A 22,538-nucleotide genomic window follows, 5' to 3' on the forward strand; every position below is an offset into this window, starting at 1 on the left:
CCCCTACAGTTGCTACTGCCAACCGCCCACTAACAACTGCCTACTCACTTCTAAGGCTCTTTATCGGGTTAACGATGGCTACTTTTATAGATTCATAACTAACCGTTACCCACGAAATAATTAATGCAGCCATGGAGGACAGGACGAACACCGCCCACCCGATATTGATATGATAGGCAAAGCCTTCCAGCCAATAGTTAACCGCAAACCACGAAAGCGGTATTGCTATAACTATGGCTATCAATATCAACCTGGTAAATCCGGTCGACAACAGATAAACGATATTCAGCAGCGAAGCGCCTAAAACCTTGCGCACGCCTATCTCGCGGGTGCGCTGCTCGGCCATAAATGCCGACAAGCCATACAAACCCAGGCATGAAATAAAGATGGCCAGCCCTGCAAACAGGTTAAATATACTGCCCATTTTTTGCTCGCCTTTGTACATCCGTGCCAAATCCTGGTCCAGGAAATCATATTTAAACGGATAAGCGGGATTAAGACTGCGACTTATTTGTTCAAGGGCTTTTATAGTTGCCTCTGTGGTTTTGGGTTGGGTTCGCAAAATTATGTAACCACCATACTTATTAAACTTTAATGCCAGCGGCTCAATGGCCTGCTGAATGGGTTTAAAATTAAAATCCTTAACTACACCTATAATATAGCCTTTGTTTTCATTAAAAGACAGCGGCTTGCCTATTGCGTTGTCGGGTTTAAGCCCCATTACAGCCAGCATTTTTTCGTTCACAACATAGTTATTCGAGTCGGTTTTAAATGCACTTGAAAAACCACGGCCTTTCAGTATTTTCATTTTAAATACCGAAATAAAATCCTCGTTAACATCCATCGACGGGATAACTATTTGTGATTTTGGGTCTTTGCCCTCCCATTTTACATTAAGCGAGCCGGCTATAAGATTGATGGGCAAATCGTTAACAATAGCAAAGTTGGCAGTAAGTGGGTTACGCTTAAGTTCAGCTTTCAATGCCTGTTGTTTGTTCCACATATCGCCATTCATCGGCATATACAGCAGGTTAGCTTTTTCAAAACCCGGGTTGCGGTTCTGGATGAATTTTAACTGGTTGTAGATAGTAAAGGTGCCTACAAGCAGCAAAATAGAAACGGCGAATTGTATTACCACCAGCGTGTTGCGTAAGGTAAGATTGCCGCCCATCGACCTCATGTTACCCTTAAGCACTTTAACCGGGTTAAAGCCTGAAAGGAACAAAGCGGGGTAGCTGCCCGAAATAAGCCCGGTGAGAGCGGCAATACCAAGCAGGCTCAGCCAAAGTTTTGCATCCAGAAAATTTATGGCGAGCTGCTTATCGGCCAGGTTGTTAAACACCGGTAAAAACAGGTAAACCATTGCCAATGCCAGCAGTAAAGCGAAAAACGAGATCAAAACAGATTCGCTTAAAAACTGCAGGATGAGCTGCCCGCGGATAGCTCCGGATACTTTACGCAGCCCAATTTCCCTTGCCCTGCGGGCTGAACGCGCAGTGGCCAGGTTCATGAAGTTGATACAGGCCACTACCAGCACCAAAATAGCAACGATAAAGAAAATTGTAACGTATTGCGAGTTTCCATGTCCTTCCAAATCAACCTGCAAAGGGGCTGCAAGGTGAATTGCAGTTAGGGGCTGCAATTGAAAAATTATTTTTTGATCAGGCTGATGCGCTTTATAAATCGCATTCATCTTTTGATTGAACTTTAAAAAAGCCACCGATGAGGGAACAAAGCTTTTATCAAGTACCACGTAACTATAAAAATTAAAATTGCTCCATGTATTGTTCTTCAAGTCATCAGTGCTTTGAACGATAGACGACATAGGCAAAAGAAAATCAAACTGGAGGTGAGAGTTGGCAGGAATATTGGCCAAAACGCCGGTAACCACTACGTTGCTGCCATTGTCTTTGCGCAGCACTTTGCCTATAGCGTCTTCCTGCCCGAAATACTTTTTGGCCATATCCTGCGTAAGCAGCACGCCATCAATGCGGTTTAAAGCTGTTGCAGGGTCGCCCTTAACCAATTGGAATGAGAAGACCTGAAAAAAAGTAGAATCGACATAAAACACGCGCTTTTCCTCAAACTTCCTGGCGCCCACCTCGAATAAACTGCTGGAAAGATGGCTTAGCCGCACAGTATTTTTTATTTCGGGCATTTGCGCTTTCAGGCCGGCGGGCATGCCAGCGGTATTTACAGCTGCTTTAAAACCGCTGGCATCGCAGGTTATCCGGTAGGTTTGATCTGCGTTTTTGTGAAAGCGATCGTAGCTTAACTCATTCTGCACCCAAAGCAATATCAATATACTTGAAGCCATACCGATGGCCAGGCCAGATAAATTGATAAACGAATAGGCTTTATGCCTGATTATATTGCGCCATGCAATTTTTAAATAGTTTCTTATCATGGTGTTTGGTCATTAGTCATTGTGTCATTAGTCATTGGTGGGTTTCATCAATAGGTTACTGATCGCCTTTACAGATCAAGAGATCAGACAATGACCTAATGACCAGTGACTAATGACTATTCCGTTTTCAAACTACTCACCGGGTTCATCAGCGCTGCTTTAATGCTTTGGTAACTCACGGTGAGTATGGTAATAATAATAGCGCCCGCAGCGGTACCTGTAAAGATCCACCAGGACAGGTCAGCCCGGTATTTGTAATCCTGCAACCAGCCATGCATAAAGTAGTAAGCTGTAGGTATGGCTATCAGCAATGAAATACTTACCAGGATTATAAAATCAACAGACATTAAGCGCCATAAACTGAATACCGAGGCGCCCAGCACTTTTCGTACGCCGATCTCTTTGGTGCGTTGTTCGGCCATGAACGATGCCATTCCGAATAAGCCCATACAACTGATGAAGATAGCCAGTAAGGTAAAAAAGCCGGCAAGCTTGCCTACACGCTCTTCGGTAGCAAACTTTTTAGCGTATTCGTCATCTGTAAACTTGTAATCGAACGGGCTTCCGGGATCGTATCTTTTAAATACCGCTTCTATTTTAGCCAGGGCCTCATGTGTGCTCACTTTGGGATTTAGGCGAAGATCAACCAGGTTTCCTACGCCATTGTCCAATATAAATATGCTGGGTTTTACAGGCTCATAAGGCGATGACATTACCATATCCTTTACTACCCCTACAACTGTATATTTTTTACCCCAATCAATTATTTCACCTACCGGACGTTTAAAGTTCATAAATTTTGCAGCCGACTCATTCAGGATCATCGCTGATGAATCGCTCAAATATTCTCTTGAAAAATCGCGCCCGTCTAAAACTTTCCATTTTGCAACCTTACCAAATTCAGGCGATAGCAGGATGGTTGCAAAATCGTCCTGCAAATCAGGCGCCTTACCCCTCCATTTCAATCCGCTGTTGTTTGAATAAACATCAGTTAAGGGGCTTCCTGACTCGGCCATCTCCATAACTGCGCCGCTTTGTAGCAGGTCGTTACGCACAGCAGCAAAACTTTTGTGGATGCCGTCGCTTTTCATTGCCATTTGTACCAGCCCGGTGCGCTCATAACCTACCGGCCTGTTCTTGGTGAACTGCACTTGCCTGAAAACTATAACGGTACCAATAATTAAGGTAACTGAAACCGTAAACTGTAATACCACCAGCACCTTGCGTGGTATGGCAGCAAACCGGCCCGCCTTAAACGTGCCTTTTAATACCTTAACCGGCTGAAAAGACGACAAGTAAAATGCCGGGTAGCTGCCTGCTATTAAACCCGTGAGCAGGCTAAAGCCTATGCCCATTATCCAAAAACCAGGGCTGGCCCAAAGGATAACCATGGTTTTATCGGCCACCTGGTTAAACCACGGGAGTATCAATAACACGATCACTATAGAAAACAGGAACGCAAATACAACCACCATTAACGACTCGCTGAAAAACTGGCCGATAAGCTGGATCCGCAGCGACCCAACGGTTTTACGGATGCCAACCTCTTTTGCCCTCTTTTCTGACCGGGCGGTGCTTAGGTTCATGAAGTTAATACAGGCCAGCAATAATACAAACACACCAATAATGCCAAACATCCATACAAATTGGATGGCGCCACCTGTGTTAATGCCATCCTTAAATTCCGAATATAAATGCCATTTATTCATGGGATGTAAAAATACTACCGGCTTAAAGGATGCACCTACATTATCGCCCTGAGCGGCAATATTTGTTGCCTTAAGTTTTTTTATCCGGGCATCAACCTTATCTATACCCGCATTATCGTTTAATTGCGCAAAAATCTGGAATGAGTTATTTCCCCATCGGGTTGAAGCATCTTTTACCCATGGCTGGCTGGTCCTGAACAGATCCCATGGAATTATAAATCTCAATTCATTAAAGCTTGTGTTATGGGGCAAGTCTTCATAAACCCCGGTAACCCTAACCAATTCCTTATTATCAAGCTTAATGGTTTTATCCATCGGATCGTCGTTCCCAAAAATGGCTTTTGCCACTTTAGCCGAAAGCATAATGGATGATGGATCTGTTAAGCCCTTCCTTGTTCCTTTAAGCATTTTTAAGGTAAGCAAATCCGGCGCCTCAGACTGCATAAAGCTACCCTGCTGGGTTATTTTTTTATCGCCATAAGCCAGTATGTGATCATAATTCCAGCTTGACAGTACCACGTACTTAAAATCATTGCGATAATCCTTACTCAGCATAGTGCCTAATGGTATAGGCATAGCAGTTTGGCTGCCCACCTTGCCGTTAAATGTTTGATGTTGCCATACCTGCACTATCTTATCGTGATTTTGAAAGTATTTATCATATGACAGTTCATCCCAAATCCACAGGCCGATAAGCATTGCTACAGCTATGCCAACCGATAAACCGGTTACATTAATAAATGTATGCGCCTTGTTCTTTAAAAGGTTGCGCCAGGCAATTTTTAAATAGTTTTTTATCATGGTGTTAGTTCATTTGTTCAATGGTTCATTAGTTTATTGGTGTTTTGTGCTTGATAGTTCATAGTCAGGTGATTTTTCTTGCCTAATCTCTGATCTCCAGTCTCTAATCACTACTATATTAGTCATTGGTAGTTTCGTCATTCGGTTACTGGTCGCCTTTACAAATCAAGAGATCAAACAATGACCTAATGACTAATGACACAATGACTAATGACTAATGACCTACTACCTACTCTTTTTCCCCTCACCCCATTAGGGGGATTTTTAATTTAATGCTGACGGGGGCTTAAGCTCAATTCCATTGCTATACAATAGTTTACAAAAATCATATCCCCCGGTTTGCTTATAAGTAATAAAAGACATGCCATTTGCGTAAATAAATAATTATCAACAAGTTACATATAACTATCTTTCAAATATTGTTCGCATTCGTACAGTTTGCGTGCGTTTTTGACGTGCTCTGCCAACGTTGTATATAAAAAAATTAAAAAACTTTTGCGGCTGTAACTTATTTGCGTGCTTCCCGTCATAGTTTTTATAATTAAAAACTTCATAATTTAGCTTAGTATTAAAACACAACTGACCCATATTTTATTAACAGCTCTAAATTTTATTCATCAATATGATTACAACAAAAACTCTTTCGGCATTTGTATTTTCAGGCCTTTTTATGGGTTTGACAATATCTGCAGCTTATGCGCAGAATGCGAAACCCGAGGATCCCAAATTAAAGATCTATAGGGCTACACCTCCAAAAATTAACGACCTGGTACATACTAAGCTCGATGTACGCTTTGATTACAAAAAGCGATACATGTATGGCAAGGAATGGGTTACTTTAAAGCCGCATTTTTACCCTACAGATAGCCTGAGGCTTGATGCAAAAGGCATGGACCTTAAAACCATTGCTGTTGTTAAAAACGGTAAAAACATACCGCTGAAATTTAAGTATGATGACAGCCTAACGGTTAACATTCAGCTGGATAAGGTTTATCATAACAACGAGAGCTATACCATTTATATTGATTATACCTCAAAACCAAATGAGCTGCATGTTAAAGGCAGCGCCGCTATTAATGATGCCAAAGGTTTGTATTTTATAAATCCTGATGGCACAGAAAAGGGTAAACCAACACAGATCTGGACACAGGGTGAAACTGAAAGCTCATCGTGCTGGTTTCCTACCATTGATAAGCCCGGGCAAAAAACTACCGACGAGATCAGCATGACCGTTCCGGCTAAATATGTTACCTTATCAAACGGCAGGCTGGCTGCACAGAAAGTTAATGGCGATGGTACCCGTACCGATACCTGGAAACAGGAGCTGCCGCACTCGCCATACCTGTTTATGATGGCCGTTGGCGACTTTAAAATTTATAAGGATAAATGGCGCAACAAAGAGGTAAACTATTACCTGGAGGCAAAATATGCGCCTTATGCCAAACAGATCTTCGGGATGACACCTGAACTGATAGAGTTTTATTCAACAACACTAGGGGTTGATTTCCCATGGTATAAATATTCGCAAATTGTGGTGCGTGATTATGTGAGTGGCGCGATGGAAAACACATCGGCAACCTTGCATGGTGAATATGTACAGGAAACCCCGCGCGAATTGATTGATGCAGGTTATGATGCCGGCCGCAGTACCATTGCGCATGAGCTGTTTCACCAGTGGTTTGGAGATTTGGTTACCGCCGAAAGCTGGAGCAACCTTACCGTAAACGAATCGTTTGCCGACTTTAGCGAAATGCTTTGGGCCGAACACAAATATGGCCAGGACGAAGCTGATGCGCACAGCCTTGACGCTATGCAAAACTATTTGAACTCGCCTGATGCTAAAACCAAAAACCTGGTGCGTTTTTATTATGGCGATAAAGAAGATGTTTTTGACGTGGTAACCTACCAAAAAGGCGGTCGTATTTTAAACATGCTGCGTAACTATTTGGGTAAGGACGCATTTTATAAAGGCCTGAACATCTACCTGAAAACCAACCAGTTTAAAAACGGCGAGGCCCAGCAATTACGTTTAGCCGAGGAAGAAGCCAGCGGACTTGATTTGAACTGGTTCTTTAATCAATGGTATTATGGTGCAGGTAACCCTGAGCTAAACATCAGCTATAAATATGATGATGCTACAAAAACAGAAACTGTTTACTTGCAGCAAACCCAGGAAGGCCAAACTTTTAAATTACCTATGGCTATTGATATTTATGCTAACGGCAAAAAGAACAGGTACAAAGTTTGGATGAACGATAAGGCAGATACGCTTACCTTCCCATCGGCAACAAAACCCGACCTGGTAAATGTTGACGGCGACAAAACTTTACTTACCAAAAAAACCGACAATAAAACGCTTGACGAATTTGCTTTCCAATACTTTAATGCGCCTTTATATCTTGACAGGTTTGAAGCAATAACTTTTGCCGCAGGCCACCAAACAGATAAAGCCGGACAAAAAGTTTTGCTGGCTGCCTTAAAGGACAAATACTTTGGCTTGCGCATTAAGGCAATTAAGGCATTAAGTATGAGCAATGATGACATCCACAACGCTGCCTTGCCAATATTAACATCATTAGCGCAAACTGATGAAAACACATTGGTTCGTGCTGCTGCAATAGCCAAGCTTGGCGCATTAAAAGCATCAGGCAATTTAACTTTGTTTAAACAGGCTTTAAGCAGTCAGTCATATGCTGTACAGGGTGCGGCTTTGAACGCAATTGCCTTATTAGAGCCCGCACAGTCATTGACATTGGCTAAAGGATTTGAGCAGGATAATAAAGGTGCATTAACCCAGGCTATTGTAACTACTTATGCTACCAATGGCAGCAGCGAACAATGGCCATATGTTTATGGTAAATTTATGGATGCCAGCCCGCAGGGCAGGTTTGGCCTGATCCGCAGCTTTGCCGCATTGACAGGCAGGGTTGATAAACCTGAATATGCACTTCAGGGCATTGGTGCAATTAAGGATATGGGCATTAAATACAAACAATTTGGCGTTGGCCCATTTGTTACCGGTTTATTAACTTCTATAAAAACAGAACGTACAAAACTTAATGATACCGCCGGTGCAACAGCCGTAGATGATGCTATTAAGGCAGTTAATGATGCTAAGTAATGTTAGTTGATTGAGTTGATTAGGTTAGATTGAGTTGAATAAGTTAAGGTTTTAGAATATAGAACCTAATCAACTCAATCCAACCTAATCAACCATTTAACTAATAATTTTAACATTTTCTCGGGGAAAATTAACGTGATTTAACATTTCTGTTAATTACATTTGTTACTAAAGACGCAAAGTGTCGCGTTTCTAAATAAACCGTCATGAAAAAGATAGTACTTGCATGTATATTGTTGAGCGGTGCTTACCAGTTAAAGGCACAGCAGCTACAGGTTAAACCTGCTGATAGTTTGGCTAACGCGATAAAGAGATCGATCAAACTGCAGACGGATTCATGGAAGCTTTTAACGCCTACCTTAAAAGGGAATGAAACGCTGGCTTTAAATACCAGCAAATTAAACTACACCGACCTTAAAACTAACTACTTCCACGAAAATATGCCGGTAGCTGTTTTGGAAGGAAACTCAAAAATGCCTGTTGTAAAATTAGATGGATATGATAACATGCCAGTAAAATGGATCTCCCATGTTGACCAGGGTATTTTTCAGCAAAAAACACTTCAGGGCTCACCTGCCTTCAAATCTCCGGTAATACTTTCTCCGGTTCCGCAAAAGTGAGGTTTGCTTTAGCAGATTCTTTTAATGCTTCACGGATAATTTTTCCCTGTTCCCTTTGTTCAACTACCTGGTTAAAGCTTTCTTCATAATCGGGGTGATTGGTGTGCATTACCCTATCCCAAAAGTTTAAATATAAGCCGTAATTACATTTAACCAGCCTGTGGTGCATGTTGTGATGGGTTGATGTGTTATGCCATTTAAAGATCTTATGGCTGGCAAACCCTTTAGGGAAAACTTCATAGCCCAAATGCCCTGCAACATTTAACAGCAGAGAGTAAATCCCGAATATTGCTATGGCCGAAGCGTGGTGCGGAATGGTAAATGCAATAAGCGGGATAATGCCAACCTCTACCACGGCCTCAACCGGGTGGAAGGCATAAGCTGCAAACGGAGTTGGGTTGATGGATAAATGGTGCGTTTTATGCACCCATCTAAAAAGTGGCTTCCAGTGCATTAAACGGTGAGTCCAGTAAAAATAGGTATCGTGCAAAAGGATCATCAGCACAATGCTGAAAAAATAATATACATACCCGTACTTATTGAGCGGCGCATAAACAAGCGTTAAGCCTTTAGCGCCTGCCAGTATCGTCAGCGTTATTATGGCGCCGAATATCAGTACGGTAAAAAAGGAATATTTTATTTCGCGGAAGATGTGTTGCTTACCAGGATACCGCTGCTGAATTTTTGAATACCAGTAACGTTTATTTTTCCATACATAAAAAAACAGGTAAAACGTACCGGTGAACAGCAAATAGCGAATGCTTATATTAAACAGTACTTTTAAAGTATCATATGAATAAAGCGATTGCATATTATAACTAACGTTAAAAACTAAAAATCCTTATTCAACAGTTTTTCCAATTCGGCAAAGCTGATGTTCATTTTAACCCGGCCCTGCTTGGCGTATGAGATCTCACCGGTTTCTTCTGATACTATTATGGCTGTGGCATCATTTGCTTCGGTTACCCCGATCCCTGCCCGGTGGCGTAAACCAAATTGTGTTGGCAGGTCGGTTTTTTCGGTAAGCGGCAAGATACAGCTGGCCGATTTTATTTTGTTTTCTGCAATAACAACCGCGCCGTCATGCAAGGGACTATTTTTTTGAAAGATGCTCTCCAGTAAACGCTTTGAGATCTTTGATTCAATCAATTCACAACTGTTCTGGTAAAATTGCTCATCATAGTACTTTGCAAAAACTATTAAAGCGCCAGTACGGGTTTGCTTAAAGCTTTTGCAGGCATCAACTATTGGCTTTATGCGGGCATAGTTATCCTTTTCAATTTGTGCTTTGCCAAAAAAATACTGCCACCAGGCTTTATTGCGCTGCAAAGAGGCATTTTTACCTACCAGGAGCAAAAATCGCCTGATCTCCTGTTGAAAAAGTACAATTACGGCTATAATCCCAACATCAGCTACTTTTTTAAGGATTCCGGCGAGCAGGGGCATTTTCTCTCCGGGTACAATAAAATAAAGAATGTATATTAGTGTAAGCCCTATAAATATATTGGCTGCAATGGTACCCCGGATAAGGTTATACAACTGGTATATTATAATGGCCAGCAGTAAAATGTCCAGTATGGAAAATGGTGTAATTTTTAAGAGGCCGAAATCAAACGATTGCATTTAGCTAAGGTAAGTGTTTTAGTCCGAAAGTCGGAAAAGTCCGGAAGTCCGAAAGAAGAATAAGTTTGTCCCTCCATCTATTTTCCTCATCCACACATCAAAAATCCGCACATCCTCCCTTTATCCCAAAAACGGCCCGCCGGGTACGCCCCAGCCCCATTCGGGCATTGGGATGTTTGGATCTTCGGCAACCTCGTCAGTATTTGAGTTGATAACTGCTATGCGGGTACCCCATTCAAGGTAGGCCATAAATGCCGAGCGGAATTCAGGGTCGGTGGGCAATGCCAGCTCATCCGCAGTTTCAAGCAGCAGCTCCATCCAGCGTTTGCGGTGCTTTTCGGTAAGGTATTTTTGAAGGTGCTTCTTTATCATTTCAAAATGACTGCCTTCTGATTCACTATAAACCCTCGGCCCGCCCAATACCTCAGCAACAAAATGCGCCACATGCAGCCTGTGCTGTGCCGACATGTGTTTAAAAACCGGCTCCAGGATCTCGTCCTGCAGAACCTTGTCATAAAACTTATCGAAAAGGGTTACAAATACGGGCATTCCGCCGGCCCATTCATAAAGCGTTGGAACTTTTGGGGTGTCGTTAGCTGCCATGTTGTTAGTGTTGTAATGTTTAAAGGTTGGAAAGTTATTTGAAAAAATTCCTTATTCAAAATTAATAACTAATCTCTGGTCTCTAACCTCTAATCACTTTCTCTTTTTTCTTCGGGAACACCAATGATGCCACAACACTTATCACCAGGATGGCTAAGATTATTAACAGGGATCTGCCTGTGGTAAGCCCTATTCTATCCACATAATTTGCGGCAAGCATTTTCAGCCCGATAAAGGCCAGCAATACGGCAAGGCCCACTTTTAAATAATGGAACTTATCAATAATATTAACCAGTAAAAAAAACATGGAACGCAGGCCCAGTATGGCAAATATGTTGGAGAAGAAAACGATATAAGCATCCTTGGTTATTGAAAATATAGCCGGGATTGAATCAACCGCAAAAACAAGATCAGTAACCTCGATGATAAGCAGCACTAAAAACAATGGTGTTATCAGCTTTTTACGATCTATTTTCACAAAAAACTTATCGCCCTCAAACTTCGGATGCACCGCAAAAAACCGGGAGGCCAGTTTTACTATTTTATGATTCTCCGGGTCGATGTTTTTTTCCTGGTTCCGGTTAACAAACATGCTGACACCAGTATACACCAAAAACGCACCAAACAGGTAAAGGATCCAATGAAAATGGGTGATAAGAGTAGAACCCAGGAATATGAAAGCAAACCGCATTAATACAGCACCAACGATCCCCCAAAAAAGCACCTTATGATAATATTTCGGGTTAACGCCAAAAGCTGTAAAAACCAGTACGATAACAAATATATTATCAACTGATAATGCATATTCTACCACATACCCGGTAATAAACTCAAGGCCAAGGTTTTTGCGGTAAAGCTCAATGCTGCCGGCAAAATCATTAGGGTTAAGCTTAAGGTGATGAAAGTTATTCTTGTTGATCTGCTGCAACGCGGCAAAACTATTAATATGATGCAGCAGGTGGCCGAAATTTAAGATAAGCACATAAAAACCCAGTGCCAGCGCTATCCATACCGCGCTCATAATGCCCGCCTGTTTAAGGCTTACCGGTTTGTCGGTTTTGGCAAACAGGCCCAGGTCCATTGCCAGCATTATTAAAATGAATACAATAAAACCCGAAATAAAAATTAATTCGCTGCTCATTATTTATTGCGTTCGGTTGTAAACCTCACAAGCTGTTCCAGCCCTGTACGCGCCTCGCCACCAGGAAAGGTATTTAAGATCTCAAAAGCCTCGTCCTGGTATTTCTTCATTTGCGTTTCGGCATATTGCAATCCGCCGGTTTCTTTTACAAAGCTGATGATCCGGGCAATTTTTTCAGGGTCGTCATTATGATTTTTAACCAGGTTTATCATTTGCTTTTTAACATCAGGCTTGCTGTTGTTAAGCGCATAGATAAGCGGCAGGGTAACCTTTTTTTCCTTTATATCAATCCCCAATGGCTTACCAACATCATCCGTACCAAAATCAAACATATCATCCTTTATCTGGAAAGCTATGCCTATCTTTTCGCCAAAAAGACGCATCTTTTCAATTGTTTCATCATCCGCACCGGCTGATGCAGCACCACACTCGCAGCAGCTGGCTATTAAACTGGCCGTTTTTTGGCGGATCACCTCGTAATACACCTTCTCCTCAATATCCATCCTCCGCACCTTCTCCACCTGTAACAACTCGCCTTCGATCATCTGCTCCATAGCGGTTGACACTATTTTGAGGAACCGGTAGTCGTCATTCTTCATGGAGAGCAGCAAGCCTTTTGACAGCAGGAAATCGCCTACTAAAACGGCTATCTTATTTTTCCATAAAGCGTTGATTGAGAAAAAGCTACGCCGCTGGTAAGAGTTATCAACCACATCATCATGGATAAGGGTGGCTGTGTGCAGCAACTCAACAAGTGCAGCGCCCCGGTGGGTGGATTCATTGATGCCCCCGCAAATGCTGGCCGAAAAAAACACGAACATAGGCCTGATCTGCTTGCCCTTACGCTTAACAATATAATGAGTAATACGATCAAGCAACGGAACCGAGCTTTGCATAGAAGCTTTAAACTTCCCCTCAAAAACATCAATATCAGCCGCAATAGGTTTTTTAATCTCGTTGATGCTCAGCATTAAAATACACGCTTTTTTAAGTGTTGCGCCGCTTAACCGGCAGTCCCCACAAACATAAGGAAAAAGTTGATGGTTCATAGTTGATGGTTCATAGTATATTCCTTTATGAAAAGTTGATGACACGCCAATTGTTTTTTATGTAAAACGGGGCTTTCTACCTGGTTTTTCTACCAGCTATGAACTATGAACCATCAACTATTAACCCTTCCTCATTAAACCTTTTACAACAAATTCACTCTATTACTATAACAACATTAAAGAGGAAAGATGTAAGATAATAAGTTGATGATTGTTTTTGTATAAGTTGCGTTTTCATGAAGCGTCTGCGGGTTACCGCGGGCGTTTTTTTGTTGGGGTGATAATCGAAACCGGCCACTACCCTTCGATCTCCTTAAAACCTCCCGAAAATCTCCTAAACTGCCCGGGTCTATGAAAAAAATACATTTTGGTCATGTCTAAAATGCGGTCAAAAACGGGCAAAGTGCGTTTTGGTCATGTCTAAAAACAGGTAAAAAACGGGCAAAGTGGCTTTTGGTCGTGTCTTAAAATAGCGTAAAACGGGCAAAACGCGTTTTTGTCATTACTAATTTTTATATTTAAAAGTCTGTAAATCAAATAAATATACAAAAATAGCGCTAAAAAAAAGAATTCATTCCGAAAATTTGAAGATTTTAAAAAATATCCGGAGTTTATTGAGGATCCGTTTATACGATATTTTAAAGCGTTTTTGGGCTTTGATAAAAATACGGATTTTTAGAGAGATTAGCAAGAGTAATGTTATTACTACGGCAAAACCGGTCGAACTAAATCGTTCGGTTTGTATTGGCTATCCGCGCAATTATTTTACATTTGCAATCCCCAAATAAGGGAGAGGTGTCTGAGTGGTCGAAAGAGCACGCCTGGAAAGTGTGTATACTTCAAAAGGGTATCGAGGGTTCGAATCCCTCCCTCTCCGCTGAAAGTTGAGTAGTGCTTAAAATCACTCAACTTTTATCGTTTTTTTACAAAGGCTGTCTTAATTCAAGACGGCCTTTGTTATTTTTGATAATCAAAAGTACAACAGAATATAATCTAGACGCATGGTACCAAGCTTATCCGAAGTCAAACAATTGGTTGATCAATTAGCGTCAAAAATCCAAGCTCCACAATTTCTTTTATCCACCTATTAAAAGAGCAATCCTGCCGGCGATTGTACAAAACTGATAAAGAACTTATTTGAATGCAGAATCAAGACTTATTGATAATTGTCACAATGATATTTTAACAAATGTCCTCTTAACCCGAACGAGGTCAATCTACCTTTGACTTATTAAAAAAAAATGAAATGAAAAAACTAATTTTGATCACAGGATTTGCCATCATTTCCATGGCTGCCTACAGTAAAAATGTTAAGGTTGCAATTGTAGCCGATAAGCCCTTTAAAAATAATTTAAAGAACCTTTCAATTGTTAGTGCTAACAACAACACGCCTCAGGATTCCTCAGCATTGAAGGTGGTTAACAGCTTCTTTGATAAATTCAAGAAAGGTGCTACACCAGACGAACTGGCAGCCTGTTTTGACGAACAAGCTGAGTATTTTATTCCTGGCGATACCAAAAATGTATCCTGGATCGGTAAAAGGGTCGGCAGAGCTGCCATCAAAGAAAGTTTCCGCTTACTTAAATCGAACATTCAACCTGAAAAGCTGATCTTCACTGATATACTGGCTAAAGGCGACCGTGTGGTTATTCTCGGATACCTTGAATCCCGCATGAAAAAAAATAATAAGCAAATGAAGTCTGAGTTCAGTATTGATATTGTCGTCAAAAATGGCCTGCTTACCCGTTATCACCTCCTGGAGGATTCTTTCGAAGTTTCTGATAAGGCCAGACTTTAATAACTCCAAAAAATGGTCACCATTTTTAAATTTTGGTAGCACATCCTAACAATCGTAAGGGTGTCCTGCGTAAACACATAATAAAAACTACTAAATCAAAGGGGGGCGGCTTCTATTTAGATGCCGCCTTTCCCATTAATATGGTATCAATAATTGACTATAGTAACAAAATGATTCATTTGGGAAGCTGTACCAATGCAGCTTAACCGGCATGTTCGTTTGAAACCTGTATAGTTGGAGTGTTTTTTTTTCCGGTCTGTTTTCGGACACGACTGAGCGTTTCACGCGTAAGTCCCAGGAAAGATGCGATCATGTATAAAGGGATTCGATTGTATAGCGTTGGATATTGCTGAACAAAGTTTTCGTATCGCACCTCAGCAGATTCGCTGATATTGCTGTATATCCGGTTCTGGTGAGCTTCGAAATTCCTCGCTGTGAGGTTATCGATAATCTGCTTAAAGTTGGGTGCGGCTTCGAGAAGAGAATCCCATTTTTCCTTTGTGAACCGGATCAATTCGCTATCCTCAAGCGCTTCTATATAACAAAGTGAAGGCTGTCCGGATATAAAGCTTGTAAAATCGGAGATCCACCAGTTCTCGATAGCAAACCTCATGACATATTCTTCCCCGTCCGCACTTAGCCGGAACAAACAGAAACTTCCCTTAACAACAAAACCGATATAATCGCTAACCTCACCTTCTTCAAGCAGGTATTGATTTTTTCGGATTCTTTTCTGTACCGAAGCATTTGCAAGCAACTCCAATTCCTGGGTTGTCAATGTTCCTTTTTCACGGAGATATTCTACAAATGATGCAAACATTTGAGCGGCTTTTTAACAAAGCTATTCAAATGGCATCAAATTCTTTTGATCTTAGCACTAATATGTTGCTAAAATGACGCTAAAGCGAATCACTTGTTAACGGCGGAGGACCATTTTTGCTGCCTGAAGGCTACCATACTGGTGAGGGCTGCTCCGACAGCTACGAGACTGCCCAACAGGTAATTCACCTGCCCTCCGAAGGTGTCATAAAAGTAACCGCCTGCGCCGGGTCCGGTCATTATTCCGAGTTGAATGATCGCCACCAATGCCCCTCCTCCGCTTTCTGCCTCGTCAGGAACGACCCTTGTGATCCAAATATTCCATCCGGTCTGCAACATTCCAAAAAATAGCACCCATAAGGCGACCAAACAAAAAACCACAATAGCTTTGTGCTCAAAAACAACGATCAGATCGACGATGCAGCCCAGGATCAGCGTAGCAAAAAACAGCGTTCTGTGCATGCTTTTTTCCAGGGGAAATCGGCCCAAAGTGGTCCCGCCCATGTTTGCAGGTGTAATTTCCCATAGTTTTTAAAAATTACGGGCGGTATTTTTATGCCGCCCGCAGGATGATTATTTCATTAAATTGATATTGGTAAGTCCGCCATCTGATAAAATTTCTGTTCCGACGATAAAAGCGGAATCATCTGATGCCAGGAAAGCGGCAGCTTTGCCGATGTCACCAGGTGTGCCCATCCTGCCAACCGGGGTTATATCAACCCACATTTTCTTGACAAAATCCACCTGTTCATCCGGAACGATCTTTCCAAATACCGGGGTGTCGATTGATCCCGGAGACAATGTGTTCACTCTGATCCGTCTTGAAAGAAGGTCAAGTGATAAGCCCTTAGCAAGGGAAATCACGGCGGCTTTGGCAGCGCCGTAGATGGTCATGCCAGGAGCGGCACGGTGAGCGGCACTTGACCCGATAAGGATAATGGATGCTCCGTCATTCAGGTAAGGCAACGCCTTTTTCACGGAAAAATATGTGCTTTTAAGATTAAGGTCCATGTAGAGGTCATAGTTCTCCTCGGTCACCTCATTTATTCCTGACATAGGCTGCCCGTCAACGATACCACCGGCATTAACGACAAGTATATCGATCTTACCGAATCTTTCGACCGTTATCCTGAACACATTCTCCAGGTCATCCAGATTGGTCACATCTCCTTTTAATCCGATGAATCCTTCACCCAATTGTTTTGCCGCGCTGTCAAGTGTGGCCTGGTTCCTTCCTGTGATTACACCATTCGCACCTTCGTTCTTTAATGCTTCGGCTACGCCGAATCCTATCCCGCTATTACCTCCGGTAACCACGGCAACTTTGTTTTTTAACTTCATCTTTTGTTATCAGTTTTTGCACAAAGTTGAAGAGTTCCTCATAGGAGAAAAAAGACATTTGTAACTAAATCACTGTGACAAATGTCAATTATTTAAACTCAAATTGGGGCCGGTACCAGCTGAAAAACCTCAGCCATTGTCATTGATATTTATCAATATCGGTGAACGGTAACTGACAGGCAAATACTATACAAGCCTGACAAAAAGAGGTCATCAGGTTGTTAAGAAAACACAAAGAGTTTGAAAAAACTCTGACAGACCATCCATTCGACGATTTTGCAAGCATTAGAATCGATTATTACAAAGAACTTGTTGCACAAGGAAAATGGGTGGTTGTTGGCATGTGAAAAATATCCTACCTACCAATCATTAAATTCAATCAGATTCTATTTTTGACTATTAAGTATCTCTTTAACATCTTCTAAAATCCTCTCAAGGTGTTCTAATAGATTCCCGTTCACCCCGCAAGAAAACAAAAGCCTGCAAGTTGCAGGCTTTTATTTTTAAGGTTACCCCCGATTATACCTTTTTCGGAAAGTTAAGTTTATATAACTTATCAAGTTCCAATTTATACTTCCAATCATATTTAAATATCGGCAAGGAGATTTGCAAGTTTTGCAATTTCTGTATATACCATTCAAGGTATTGCTTAAGTCCAAATTGATAAAAATCTAACCACGTTTTATAATTTTCAGGCATCGGCCGCGGCGGACCAAAAAGCTGACCTGCAAAAACTTTATCACCTATTTTCCAATGTGAAATGTGGGGCTGTTCCGGCAGCTCCAATTCATCTTTATATCTGGCCATTATATAACTCGCCCGTTCTTCACTTCTATTCCACCAATTCAATACGCTATCAGCGTTCCAATTCAAATTGCCGTCAAAGTAATAGCTCCCGAAGGGGTCGCAAAGAGCCGCCGATAACGTCTCATCCAATTCTTTTTCATTAAATGGCTGTTTAAAAATCACTTCATGGTAATCTTCATCGCCGCTGACGTTATCTATAGCCTCTACCTGTCCTGTACCACAGTTATCAGTAAAAGTTGTATAAATAGGCCCGGGGGTGTTAAGCCAATTTATATTAGTAAAATCACCGTCTTTGTTCAAATGCTTTACCAAATCTAATTTCAGCTCAAGCGCATTAAAATCGAGCTGAGGTTGGAAAATTAATTTTTCTATTTGTAGTTCGGGTAAAAACATTTTTGCAGGATTTAATTCAAATATATTCAATCGTCCATTTATATTTTTCAGTTCATCCAAAAATGACAAGAAAGCTATCATGGGTCCGAATCTCTCCCTCTACACAAAATCTAAATCGCAGGACCCCTCCGGTCACCTGCGAACGACGAAAAAAAAATCCCCCCAAATAGCTTATAATCAGTTAACTACTCCATATTTAAAACTATTTCACGAAAACCCGACCGTTTTGCCGGGCTAAATCGTCAAAAGATAAAACCAAACAAAATGGAAAATCTAAAAGACAAAGTAGCCGTTGTATTTGCGGCATCGGGCGAAATTGCAGGAGCAGTAGCCCGTTCATTCGCCAAACATGGAGCAAAGGTGTATGTCACCGCCCGGAACCTGGATGTTGTAAAGGCCCTGGCCCAGGAGATCAAAGCGAGCGGCGGACGCGCAGAAGCCGCCAAAGTGGACGCACTGAACGAGACCGAAATAGACGGCTTTTTAAAAAATGTCATCTCGGACAATGGCAAACTGGATGTAGTATTCAACGGAATCGCGGTTGATTATAGTGAGATGGGAGGCCGTCCCTCTACGGCTGTGGCTACTTTGGAACAATTTATGGCCCCTATGAAAAAGATCTGTGGTTCACAATTCCTTACGTCGAGGGTAGCGGCGAAGTATATGATGGAAACCCGGTCAGAGGGGACTGTCTTACTGCTCACTGCTGCATTATCAAGATCTAAGCTTGCGAATTTGGCGGGCATCACGGCCGCCAGTGCAGCTGTTGAAGGGATGACACGGGTGATGGCTGCTGAATGGGGCGGAGATGGCATTAAGGTGATCTGTATTTGCCCAGGCGCCATAATGGAAACAAGAAGAATCTCCAGCTGGATCGATGCTACTGCAAAACAGTATGGAATACCGCTGGAGCAGTTGATTACACAATACAAGGCCTTCGACATATTAAAGACGAGTCCGACATTGAAGCAAGTAGGCGAAACGGCTGCTTTTCTTGCCTCTGAAACCGGGGTAGTTTTCAACAGCCATATTGTTGATGTAGATTGCGGCAAGCTGAACATTTTATAATATATTAGCGATAGCAGTCTTCCGGCGGAAGGCTGCTACCTTCGTTTTAATCTGTCAATGAACTGAATAAATGGAAAGAGAAGAAGTCCTCAAATGTGCTATAGCCGGAGATATAAATGCATTCCAAACACTGTTTGCTGAATTTCAGAACCAGTTGAAATCTTACCTGTACCGTTTGCTTACCGACAGAGATGATGTAGAAGACCTGACACATGATACCTTTATCAAAGCATTTACTAATATATCGACCTTCAACCAGAACTCTTCGCTAAAAACATGGGTATTCAAGATCGCCACCAACCTTGCCTACGATCATTTACGAAAATTAAAAAGATGGCAGGCAGATGCCCAGGATCGGGCGGCAGATCTGGCCATAAGTTCGGAAGAAATCAGGCAGGTATTTTGGATGGTTCACAATACGTCGCCTGCCGGGGCCTACGAAATGAAAGAGCATATCGATTACTGTTTCACATGTATTTCAAAGACCTTGCCGATTGAAAATCAGGTAGCGCTGATCTTAAAGAATATGTACGATTTCCAGATAAAGGAAATTTGTATTATCCTCGAAAAGACGGAAGGCGTGATAAAACACCTGTTGAATGATGCCAGGAATACAATGACAGATATTTTCGAGCACAGGTGCGCGTTAATCAACCAGGAAGGCGTCTGCCACCAATGCAGCCATATAAATGAAATATTCAATCCTAAGCAGAACCAGCAGGAAGAACTGATGAAGCTGGAATTGGTAAAAGTCTCAAAGAAATATAACAGAGAGCAGCTTTTTACATTGCGAACATTCCTGGCAAAGGCTATCGATCCCCTGCATGCTGCGGGTACCGACCTCCACGAGGAAATCATGAGGTGTCTCAGGACGGCAATTGGTGAAAAAAGTGATTTTTTTGACCGGAATCCGGGTGACGCAGAGTGATCCGCTTCCATGGAACGATCGCGGAAATCGTCTTGCATATAGCGGGGTGAATGGGAATCGAGCTATAATAATCACTTTAAACGATTGTATATCATCAAAAAAGTTCGACACTTTGCGCGGTCAAGCAGAGGATGCTTAACCAGGCAGGGGAGTGACATTAAGATGTCCAATCTAATTTCCTTTTAATTGTTCTTTTAATTCCAGATCTCCATCATTCAGTAAATCAAAAACAGTTTTTCCATCACCATTTGGGATATCTTTATCCGCACCGGATTGAATTAAGATCTTTACGCATTCCAAATAATCACGCAGGTTATTTGTAGCATCGCTCTTTAATCCATGAACTGCCCAAAAAAGCGGGGTAGCTTTAAAATCTATACACCGTTTATTGATTTCCGCTTTTTCCTGTACAAGCCGGCCAACAACTTTATCTCTTCCGCACCATGCTGCCCAGTGTAATGCGGTGCCACCATGACATCCTGCATGATCAATATTGGCTCCTTTTTCAATGTAAAGAATTGCAACCTGGTCTGCGTGCAGGCTTGCCGCGGCGGTTAGCGGTGTATCCTGTTTTTCTATCAATCCGTTGCCGTTAACGTTCGCCCCGTGTTCTAAGAATATTGTTGCGATTCTAACCGCTTCCTCATCGGTATATTTTCCGGAAAACACACCGTCACAAATTCTGTGCAAGGGATGCGCTTTTGTAGTGTTCACACTATCATATGGAATGCCTTCATTAGCAAGATCCGGATTATTTGAAAGTGCTTGTTCAATGCCTTTGTAATCCTTACTGTCGATGAGCTTTTTCATTTTTTTATTCTTCAATTTTTTGCTTGCATAAAAGTGGGATAAATAATACAAACTAAAAATTGATTATGGTCAATAAATCAAATCACCTCCAATCCTACCGCATTCAAGATATACTGGATCAGCAGCTGCTGGTCAAGTACCGCCAGGCGGGGTTACCATATCATTCCAGCGTCATAAATCATTTTTTTAGTAAATTTAGTTGACCAATTTAGTCAACTTGGTTTACCTTTACATCGATAAATCAGTAGAAATGAAAACAACAAATCAACTCATCAATTTAGTGCATAAAATATTTCTTATGTCACTTCTTCTTGTGCTAGGATTGAATTCTGTATCCGCACAAAATGATTGGAAACTGAGTACCGAAAAGGACGGTATAAAAATATACACCAGCATATTGCCCGATTCAAAAATCAAAGCTATTAAAGTGGAAGCTAACTTCGATGCAACGCCATCACAGTTGGTTGCCCTTGTCATGGACGTTAACACTGCCCCGGATTGGGTATACCACGTTAAGTCGGCTAAACTGGTTAAGCAGGTATCGCCTACAGAGCTTTACTATTATTCAGAGGTTAGTTTACCCTGGCCTGTAGCAAACCGGGACTTTGTAGCCCATTTAACAGTTAGCCAGGATCCGGGCACAAAAGTAGTTACGATTGATGGCCCGGCAATACCCGGCATTATTCCGATAAAAAAAGGCATTGTAAGGATCGAAAATTCTATCGGCAAATGGATCATCACGCCCCTTGGACAAAATCAGGTACATGTTGAATATTCTATCCACGTAGACCCCGGAGGCGCTCTCCCTGCATGGCTGGTTAATATTTTTGCTACAGAAGCGCCTGTGAAAATTTTCAAAAGCCTGAAAATACAATTAACAAAGCCCGACTACAAAAATACTGTCTTTGCGTTTGTAAAAAATTAACCCGGGAACGTTTTAACTTTTAACGTTCTGTAGCCTAACGATCCTGCTTGATTAAGCAGGATCGCTTGTATTATAAGGGATTCTCCTATCCTAATTTCATCTTAATGTCAGCTGATCACGGCAGCGTCACAATACAGTAAAATATGTTTTTTTTGGTAAACTAAGTTGACTAGTTTAGTCAACTTAGTTTACCTTTGTACTGTCAAATCAGTAATCATGAAAACGCAATGTATCAACTTCGACCAAACACTTTCAGGCATAACTAGTCTAGTAATCACCAGTGTAAAGAGCTTTAAACTGAATAAGCTTTTTTTAGCATCCAATTTTCCAACCGACAAGGTAGGGTATTACTTGCTTCCGCTGGCTAAACAAATTTTCAAAGACAGTTTCATGGGTGCAGATATGGAGATGGGAATACTTTTGATTTTCATGAAAGACTATTTTTTATCTGCCGCTAATATCATCAGGAATAATGCTGTAACTAACCTGTTCAAAAAAATTAAAGGCAGCAAAAGAAACGGTACAGTGTTAGCTTCTGAAATAATTTACAATCATCCGCAAGCTGCCTGAAACCT

The 22,538-nt window shown here is 41.7% G+C and carries 19 protein-coding genes and 1 tRNA gene; 8 read left to right on the plus strand and 12 right to left on the minus strand.

The features are described 5' to 3' along the window. Positions 1-40: 40 nt before the first annotated feature. Entirely contained in the window at positions 41-2,407 is a 2,367-nt protein-coding gene (locus BUE31_RS21805; RefSeq protein WP_073405961.1) for an ABC transporter permease, read from the minus strand. A 116-nt stretch (positions 2,408-2,523) separates the two neighbouring features. Then, on the minus strand, positions 2,524-4,917 hold the full coding sequence (locus BUE31_RS21810) for an ABC transporter permease (protein ID WP_073405962.1): 2,394 nt from the start codon (positions 4,915-4,917) through the stop codon (positions 2,524-2,526). Positions 4,918-5,539: 622 nt separating this feature from the next. Between BUE31_RS21810 and BUE31_RS21820 the strand changes: the two genes are divergently transcribed. Continuing rightward, on the plus strand, positions 5,540-8,038 hold the full coding sequence (locus tag BUE31_RS21820) for a M1 family metallopeptidase (RefSeq protein ID WP_073405964.1): 2,499 nt from the start codon (positions 5,540-5,542) through the stop codon (positions 8,036-8,038). Between the two features lie 206 nt (positions 8,039-8,244). After that, positions 8,245-8,658 carry a hypothetical protein gene (locus BUE31_RS21825; RefSeq protein WP_143167205.1) on the plus strand — a complete coding sequence of 138 codons (414 nt, stop codon included), beginning with the start codon at positions 8,245-8,247 and terminating at the stop codon, positions 8,656-8,658. On the opposite strand, the gene BUE31_RS21830 is transcribed toward BUE31_RS21825, so the two are convergent. The 5 genes from BUE31_RS21830 to BUE31_RS21850 form a co-directional block, all read right to left on the minus strand. Next, positions 8,618-9,469 (minus strand): sterol desaturase family protein, encoded by an 852-nt coding sequence (locus BUE31_RS21830; protein ID WP_073405966.1) that lies wholly within the window; start codon positions 9,467-9,469, stop codon positions 8,618-8,620. The two genes, BUE31_RS21825 and BUE31_RS21830, sit on opposite strands and share 41 nt — an antisense overlap. A 20-nt stretch (positions 9,470-9,489) precedes the next feature. Beyond that, positions 9,490-10,281: a diadenylate cyclase CdaA gene (gene cdaA, locus BUE31_RS21835; protein WP_073405967.1), complete on the minus strand. Its 792-nt coding sequence runs from the start codon at positions 10,279-10,281 to the stop codon at positions 9,490-9,492. Positions 10,282-10,401: 120 nt separating this feature from the next. After that, positions 10,402-10,884: a group II truncated hemoglobin gene (locus tag BUE31_RS21840; protein WP_073405968.1), complete on the minus strand. Its 483-nt coding sequence runs from the start codon at positions 10,882-10,884 to the stop codon at positions 10,402-10,404. 82 nt (positions 10,885-10,966) lie between these two features. Further along, positions 10,967-12,025 carry a TerC/Alx family metal homeostasis membrane protein gene (locus BUE31_RS21845; protein WP_073405969.1) on the minus strand — a complete coding sequence of 353 codons (1,059 nt, stop codon included), beginning with the start codon at positions 12,023-12,025 and terminating at the stop codon, positions 10,967-10,969. Further along, positions 12,025-12,996, minus strand: coding sequence for a polyprenyl synthetase family protein (locus BUE31_RS21850; protein ID WP_073406108.1), 972 nt, complete (start codon positions 12,994-12,996; stop codon positions 12,025-12,027). Before BUE31_RS21850 ends, BUE31_RS21845 begins: the two co-directional genes overlap by 1 nt. Before the next feature lie 867 nt (positions 12,997-13,863). Here BUE31_RS21850 and BUE31_RS21855 point away from each other — a divergent pair. After that, positions 13,864-13,951: transfer RNA gene (locus BUE31_RS21855), tRNA-Ser, on the plus strand. Between the two features lie 369 nt (positions 13,952-14,320). Further along, positions 14,321-14,872 carry a nuclear transport factor 2 family protein gene (locus BUE31_RS21860; RefSeq protein ID WP_073405970.1) on the plus strand — a complete coding sequence of 184 codons (552 nt, stop codon included), beginning with the start codon at positions 14,321-14,323 and terminating at the stop codon, positions 14,870-14,872. 202 nt (positions 14,873-15,074) lie between these two features. Here the strand turns inward: BUE31_RS21860 and BUE31_RS21865 are convergent, their stop codons facing one another. The 4 genes from BUE31_RS21865 to BUE31_RS21880 form a co-directional block, all read right to left on the minus strand. Continuing rightward, positions 15,075-15,692 carry a Crp/Fnr family transcriptional regulator gene (locus BUE31_RS21865; RefSeq protein WP_073405971.1) on the minus strand — a complete coding sequence of 206 codons (618 nt, stop codon included), beginning with the start codon at positions 15,690-15,692 and terminating at the stop codon, positions 15,075-15,077. An 89-nt stretch (positions 15,693-15,781) separates the two neighbouring features. Beyond that, positions 15,782-16,153, minus strand: a complete 372-nt coding sequence (locus tag BUE31_RS21870; protein WP_159440727.1) for an MFS transporter — start codon at positions 16,151-16,153, stop codon at positions 15,782-15,784. A 111-nt stretch (positions 16,154-16,264) separates the two neighbouring features. Then, the gene (locus BUE31_RS21875; RefSeq protein ID WP_073405973.1) at positions 16,265-17,032 is read right to left on the minus strand and encodes an SDR family NAD(P)-dependent oxidoreductase; all 768 of its coding nucleotides are present in this window, start codon (positions 17,030-17,032) and stop codon (positions 16,265-16,267) included. A 519-nt stretch (positions 17,033-17,551) separates the two neighbouring features. Then, on the minus strand, positions 17,552-18,292 hold the full coding sequence (locus tag BUE31_RS21880; RefSeq protein WP_143167206.1) for a hypothetical protein: 741 nt from the start codon (positions 18,290-18,292) through the stop codon (positions 17,552-17,554). A gap of 204 nt (positions 18,293-18,496) precedes the next feature. On the opposite strand from BUE31_RS21880, the gene BUE31_RS21885 reads away from it, so the two are divergent. Both BUE31_RS21885 and BUE31_RS21890 read left to right on the plus strand, forming a co-directional pair. Next, positions 18,497-19,300: an SDR family NAD(P)-dependent oxidoreductase gene (locus tag BUE31_RS21885; protein ID WP_073405975.1), complete on the plus strand. Its 804-nt coding sequence runs from the start codon at positions 18,497-18,499 to the stop codon at positions 19,298-19,300. A 70-nt stretch (positions 19,301-19,370) separates the two neighbouring features. After that, complete coding sequence (locus BUE31_RS21890) at positions 19,371-20,228, plus strand: RNA polymerase sigma factor (protein WP_073405976.1); 858 nt, start codon at positions 19,371-19,373, stop codon at positions 20,226-20,228. Positions 20,229-20,399: 171 nt separating this feature from the next. Here the strand turns inward: BUE31_RS21890 and BUE31_RS21895 are convergent, their stop codons facing one another. Further along, on the minus strand, positions 20,400-21,038 hold the full coding sequence (locus BUE31_RS21895; RefSeq protein WP_143167207.1) for an ankyrin repeat domain-containing protein: 639 nt from the start codon (positions 21,036-21,038) through the stop codon (positions 20,400-20,402). 298 nt (positions 21,039-21,336) lie between these two features. Here BUE31_RS21895 and BUE31_RS21900 point away from each other — a divergent pair, with 298 nt between their 5' ends. Both BUE31_RS21900 and BUE31_RS21905 read left to right on the plus strand, forming a co-directional pair. Then, entirely contained in the window at positions 21,337-21,963 is a 627-nt protein-coding gene (locus tag BUE31_RS21900; protein WP_073406109.1) for an START domain-containing protein, read from the plus strand. A 216-nt stretch (positions 21,964-22,179) separates the two neighbouring features. Beyond that, the gene (locus tag BUE31_RS21905) at positions 22,180-22,533 is read left to right on the plus strand and encodes a hypothetical protein (protein WP_073405978.1); all 354 of its coding nucleotides are present in this window, start codon (positions 22,180-22,182) and stop codon (positions 22,531-22,533) included. The last annotated feature ends 5 nt before the right edge of the window (positions 22,534-22,538 follow it).

It is taken from the genome of Mucilaginibacter sp. OK098 (assembly GCF_900142915.1).
Taxonomy (GTDB): domain Bacteria; phylum Bacteroidota; class Bacteroidia; order Sphingobacteriales; family Sphingobacteriaceae; genus Mucilaginibacter.

Excerpts from the sequence above, each read along its gene's own strand:
- BUE31_RS21805 (WP_073405961.1), bottom strand. The coding sequence starts at position 2,407 with ATGATAAGAAACTATTTAAAAATTGCATGGCGCAATATAATCAGGCAT.
- BUE31_RS21810 (WP_073405962.1), bottom strand. The coding sequence starts at position 4,917 with ATGATAAAAAACTATTTAAAAATTGCCTGGCGCAACCTTTTAAAGAAC.
- BUE31_RS21820 (WP_073405964.1), top strand. The coding sequence starts at position 5,540 with ATGATTACAACAAAAACTCTTTCGGCATTTGTATTTTCAGGCCTTTTT.
- BUE31_RS21825 (WP_143167205.1), top strand. The coding sequence starts at position 8,245 with ATGAAAAAGATAGTACTTGCATGTATATTGTTGAGCGGTGCTTACCAG.
- BUE31_RS21830 (WP_073405966.1), bottom strand. The coding sequence starts at position 9,469 with ATGCAATCGCTTTATTCATATGATACTTTAAAAGTACTGTTTAATATA.
- cdaA (WP_073405967.1), bottom strand. The coding sequence starts at position 10,281 with ATGCAATCGTTTGATTTCGGCCTCTTAAAAATTACACCATTTTCCATA.
- BUE31_RS21840 (WP_073405968.1), bottom strand. The coding sequence starts at position 10,884 with ATGGCAGCTAACGACACCCCAAAAGTTCCAACGCTTTATGAATGGGCC.
- BUE31_RS21845 (WP_073405969.1), bottom strand. The coding sequence starts at position 12,025 with ATGAGCAGCGAATTAATTTTTATTTCGGGTTTTATTGTATTCATTTTA.
- BUE31_RS21850 (WP_073406108.1), bottom strand. The coding sequence starts at position 12,996 with ATGCTGAGCATCAACGAGATTAAAAAACCTATTGCGGCTGATATTGAT.
- BUE31_RS21860 (WP_073405970.1), top strand. The coding sequence starts at position 14,321 with ATGAAAAAACTAATTTTGATCACAGGATTTGCCATCATTTCCATGGCT.
- BUE31_RS21865 (WP_073405971.1), bottom strand. The coding sequence starts at position 15,692 with ATGTTTGCATCATTTGTAGAATATCTCCGTGAAAAAGGAACATTGACA.
- BUE31_RS21870 (WP_159440727.1), bottom strand. The coding sequence starts at position 16,153 with ATGCACAGAACGCTGTTTTTTGCTACGCTGATCCTGGGCTGCATCGTC.
- BUE31_RS21875 (WP_073405973.1), bottom strand. The coding sequence starts at position 17,032 with ATGAAGTTAAAAAACAAAGTTGCCGTGGTTACCGGAGGTAATAGCGGG.
- BUE31_RS21885 (WP_073405975.1), top strand. The coding sequence starts at position 18,497 with ATGGAAAATCTAAAAGACAAAGTAGCCGTTGTATTTGCGGCATCGGGC.
- BUE31_RS21890 (WP_073405976.1), top strand. The coding sequence starts at position 19,371 with ATGGAAAGAGAAGAAGTCCTCAAATGTGCTATAGCCGGAGATATAAAT.
- BUE31_RS21895 (WP_143167207.1), bottom strand. The coding sequence starts at position 21,038 with ATGAAAAAGCTCATCGACAGTAAGGATTACAAAGGCATTGAACAAGCA.
- BUE31_RS21900 (WP_073406109.1), top strand. The coding sequence starts at position 21,337 with ATGTCACTTCTTCTTGTGCTAGGATTGAATTCTGTATCCGCACAAAAT.
- BUE31_RS21905 (WP_073405978.1), top strand. The coding sequence starts at position 22,180 with ATGAAAACGCAATGTATCAACTTCGACCAAACACTTTCAGGCATAACT.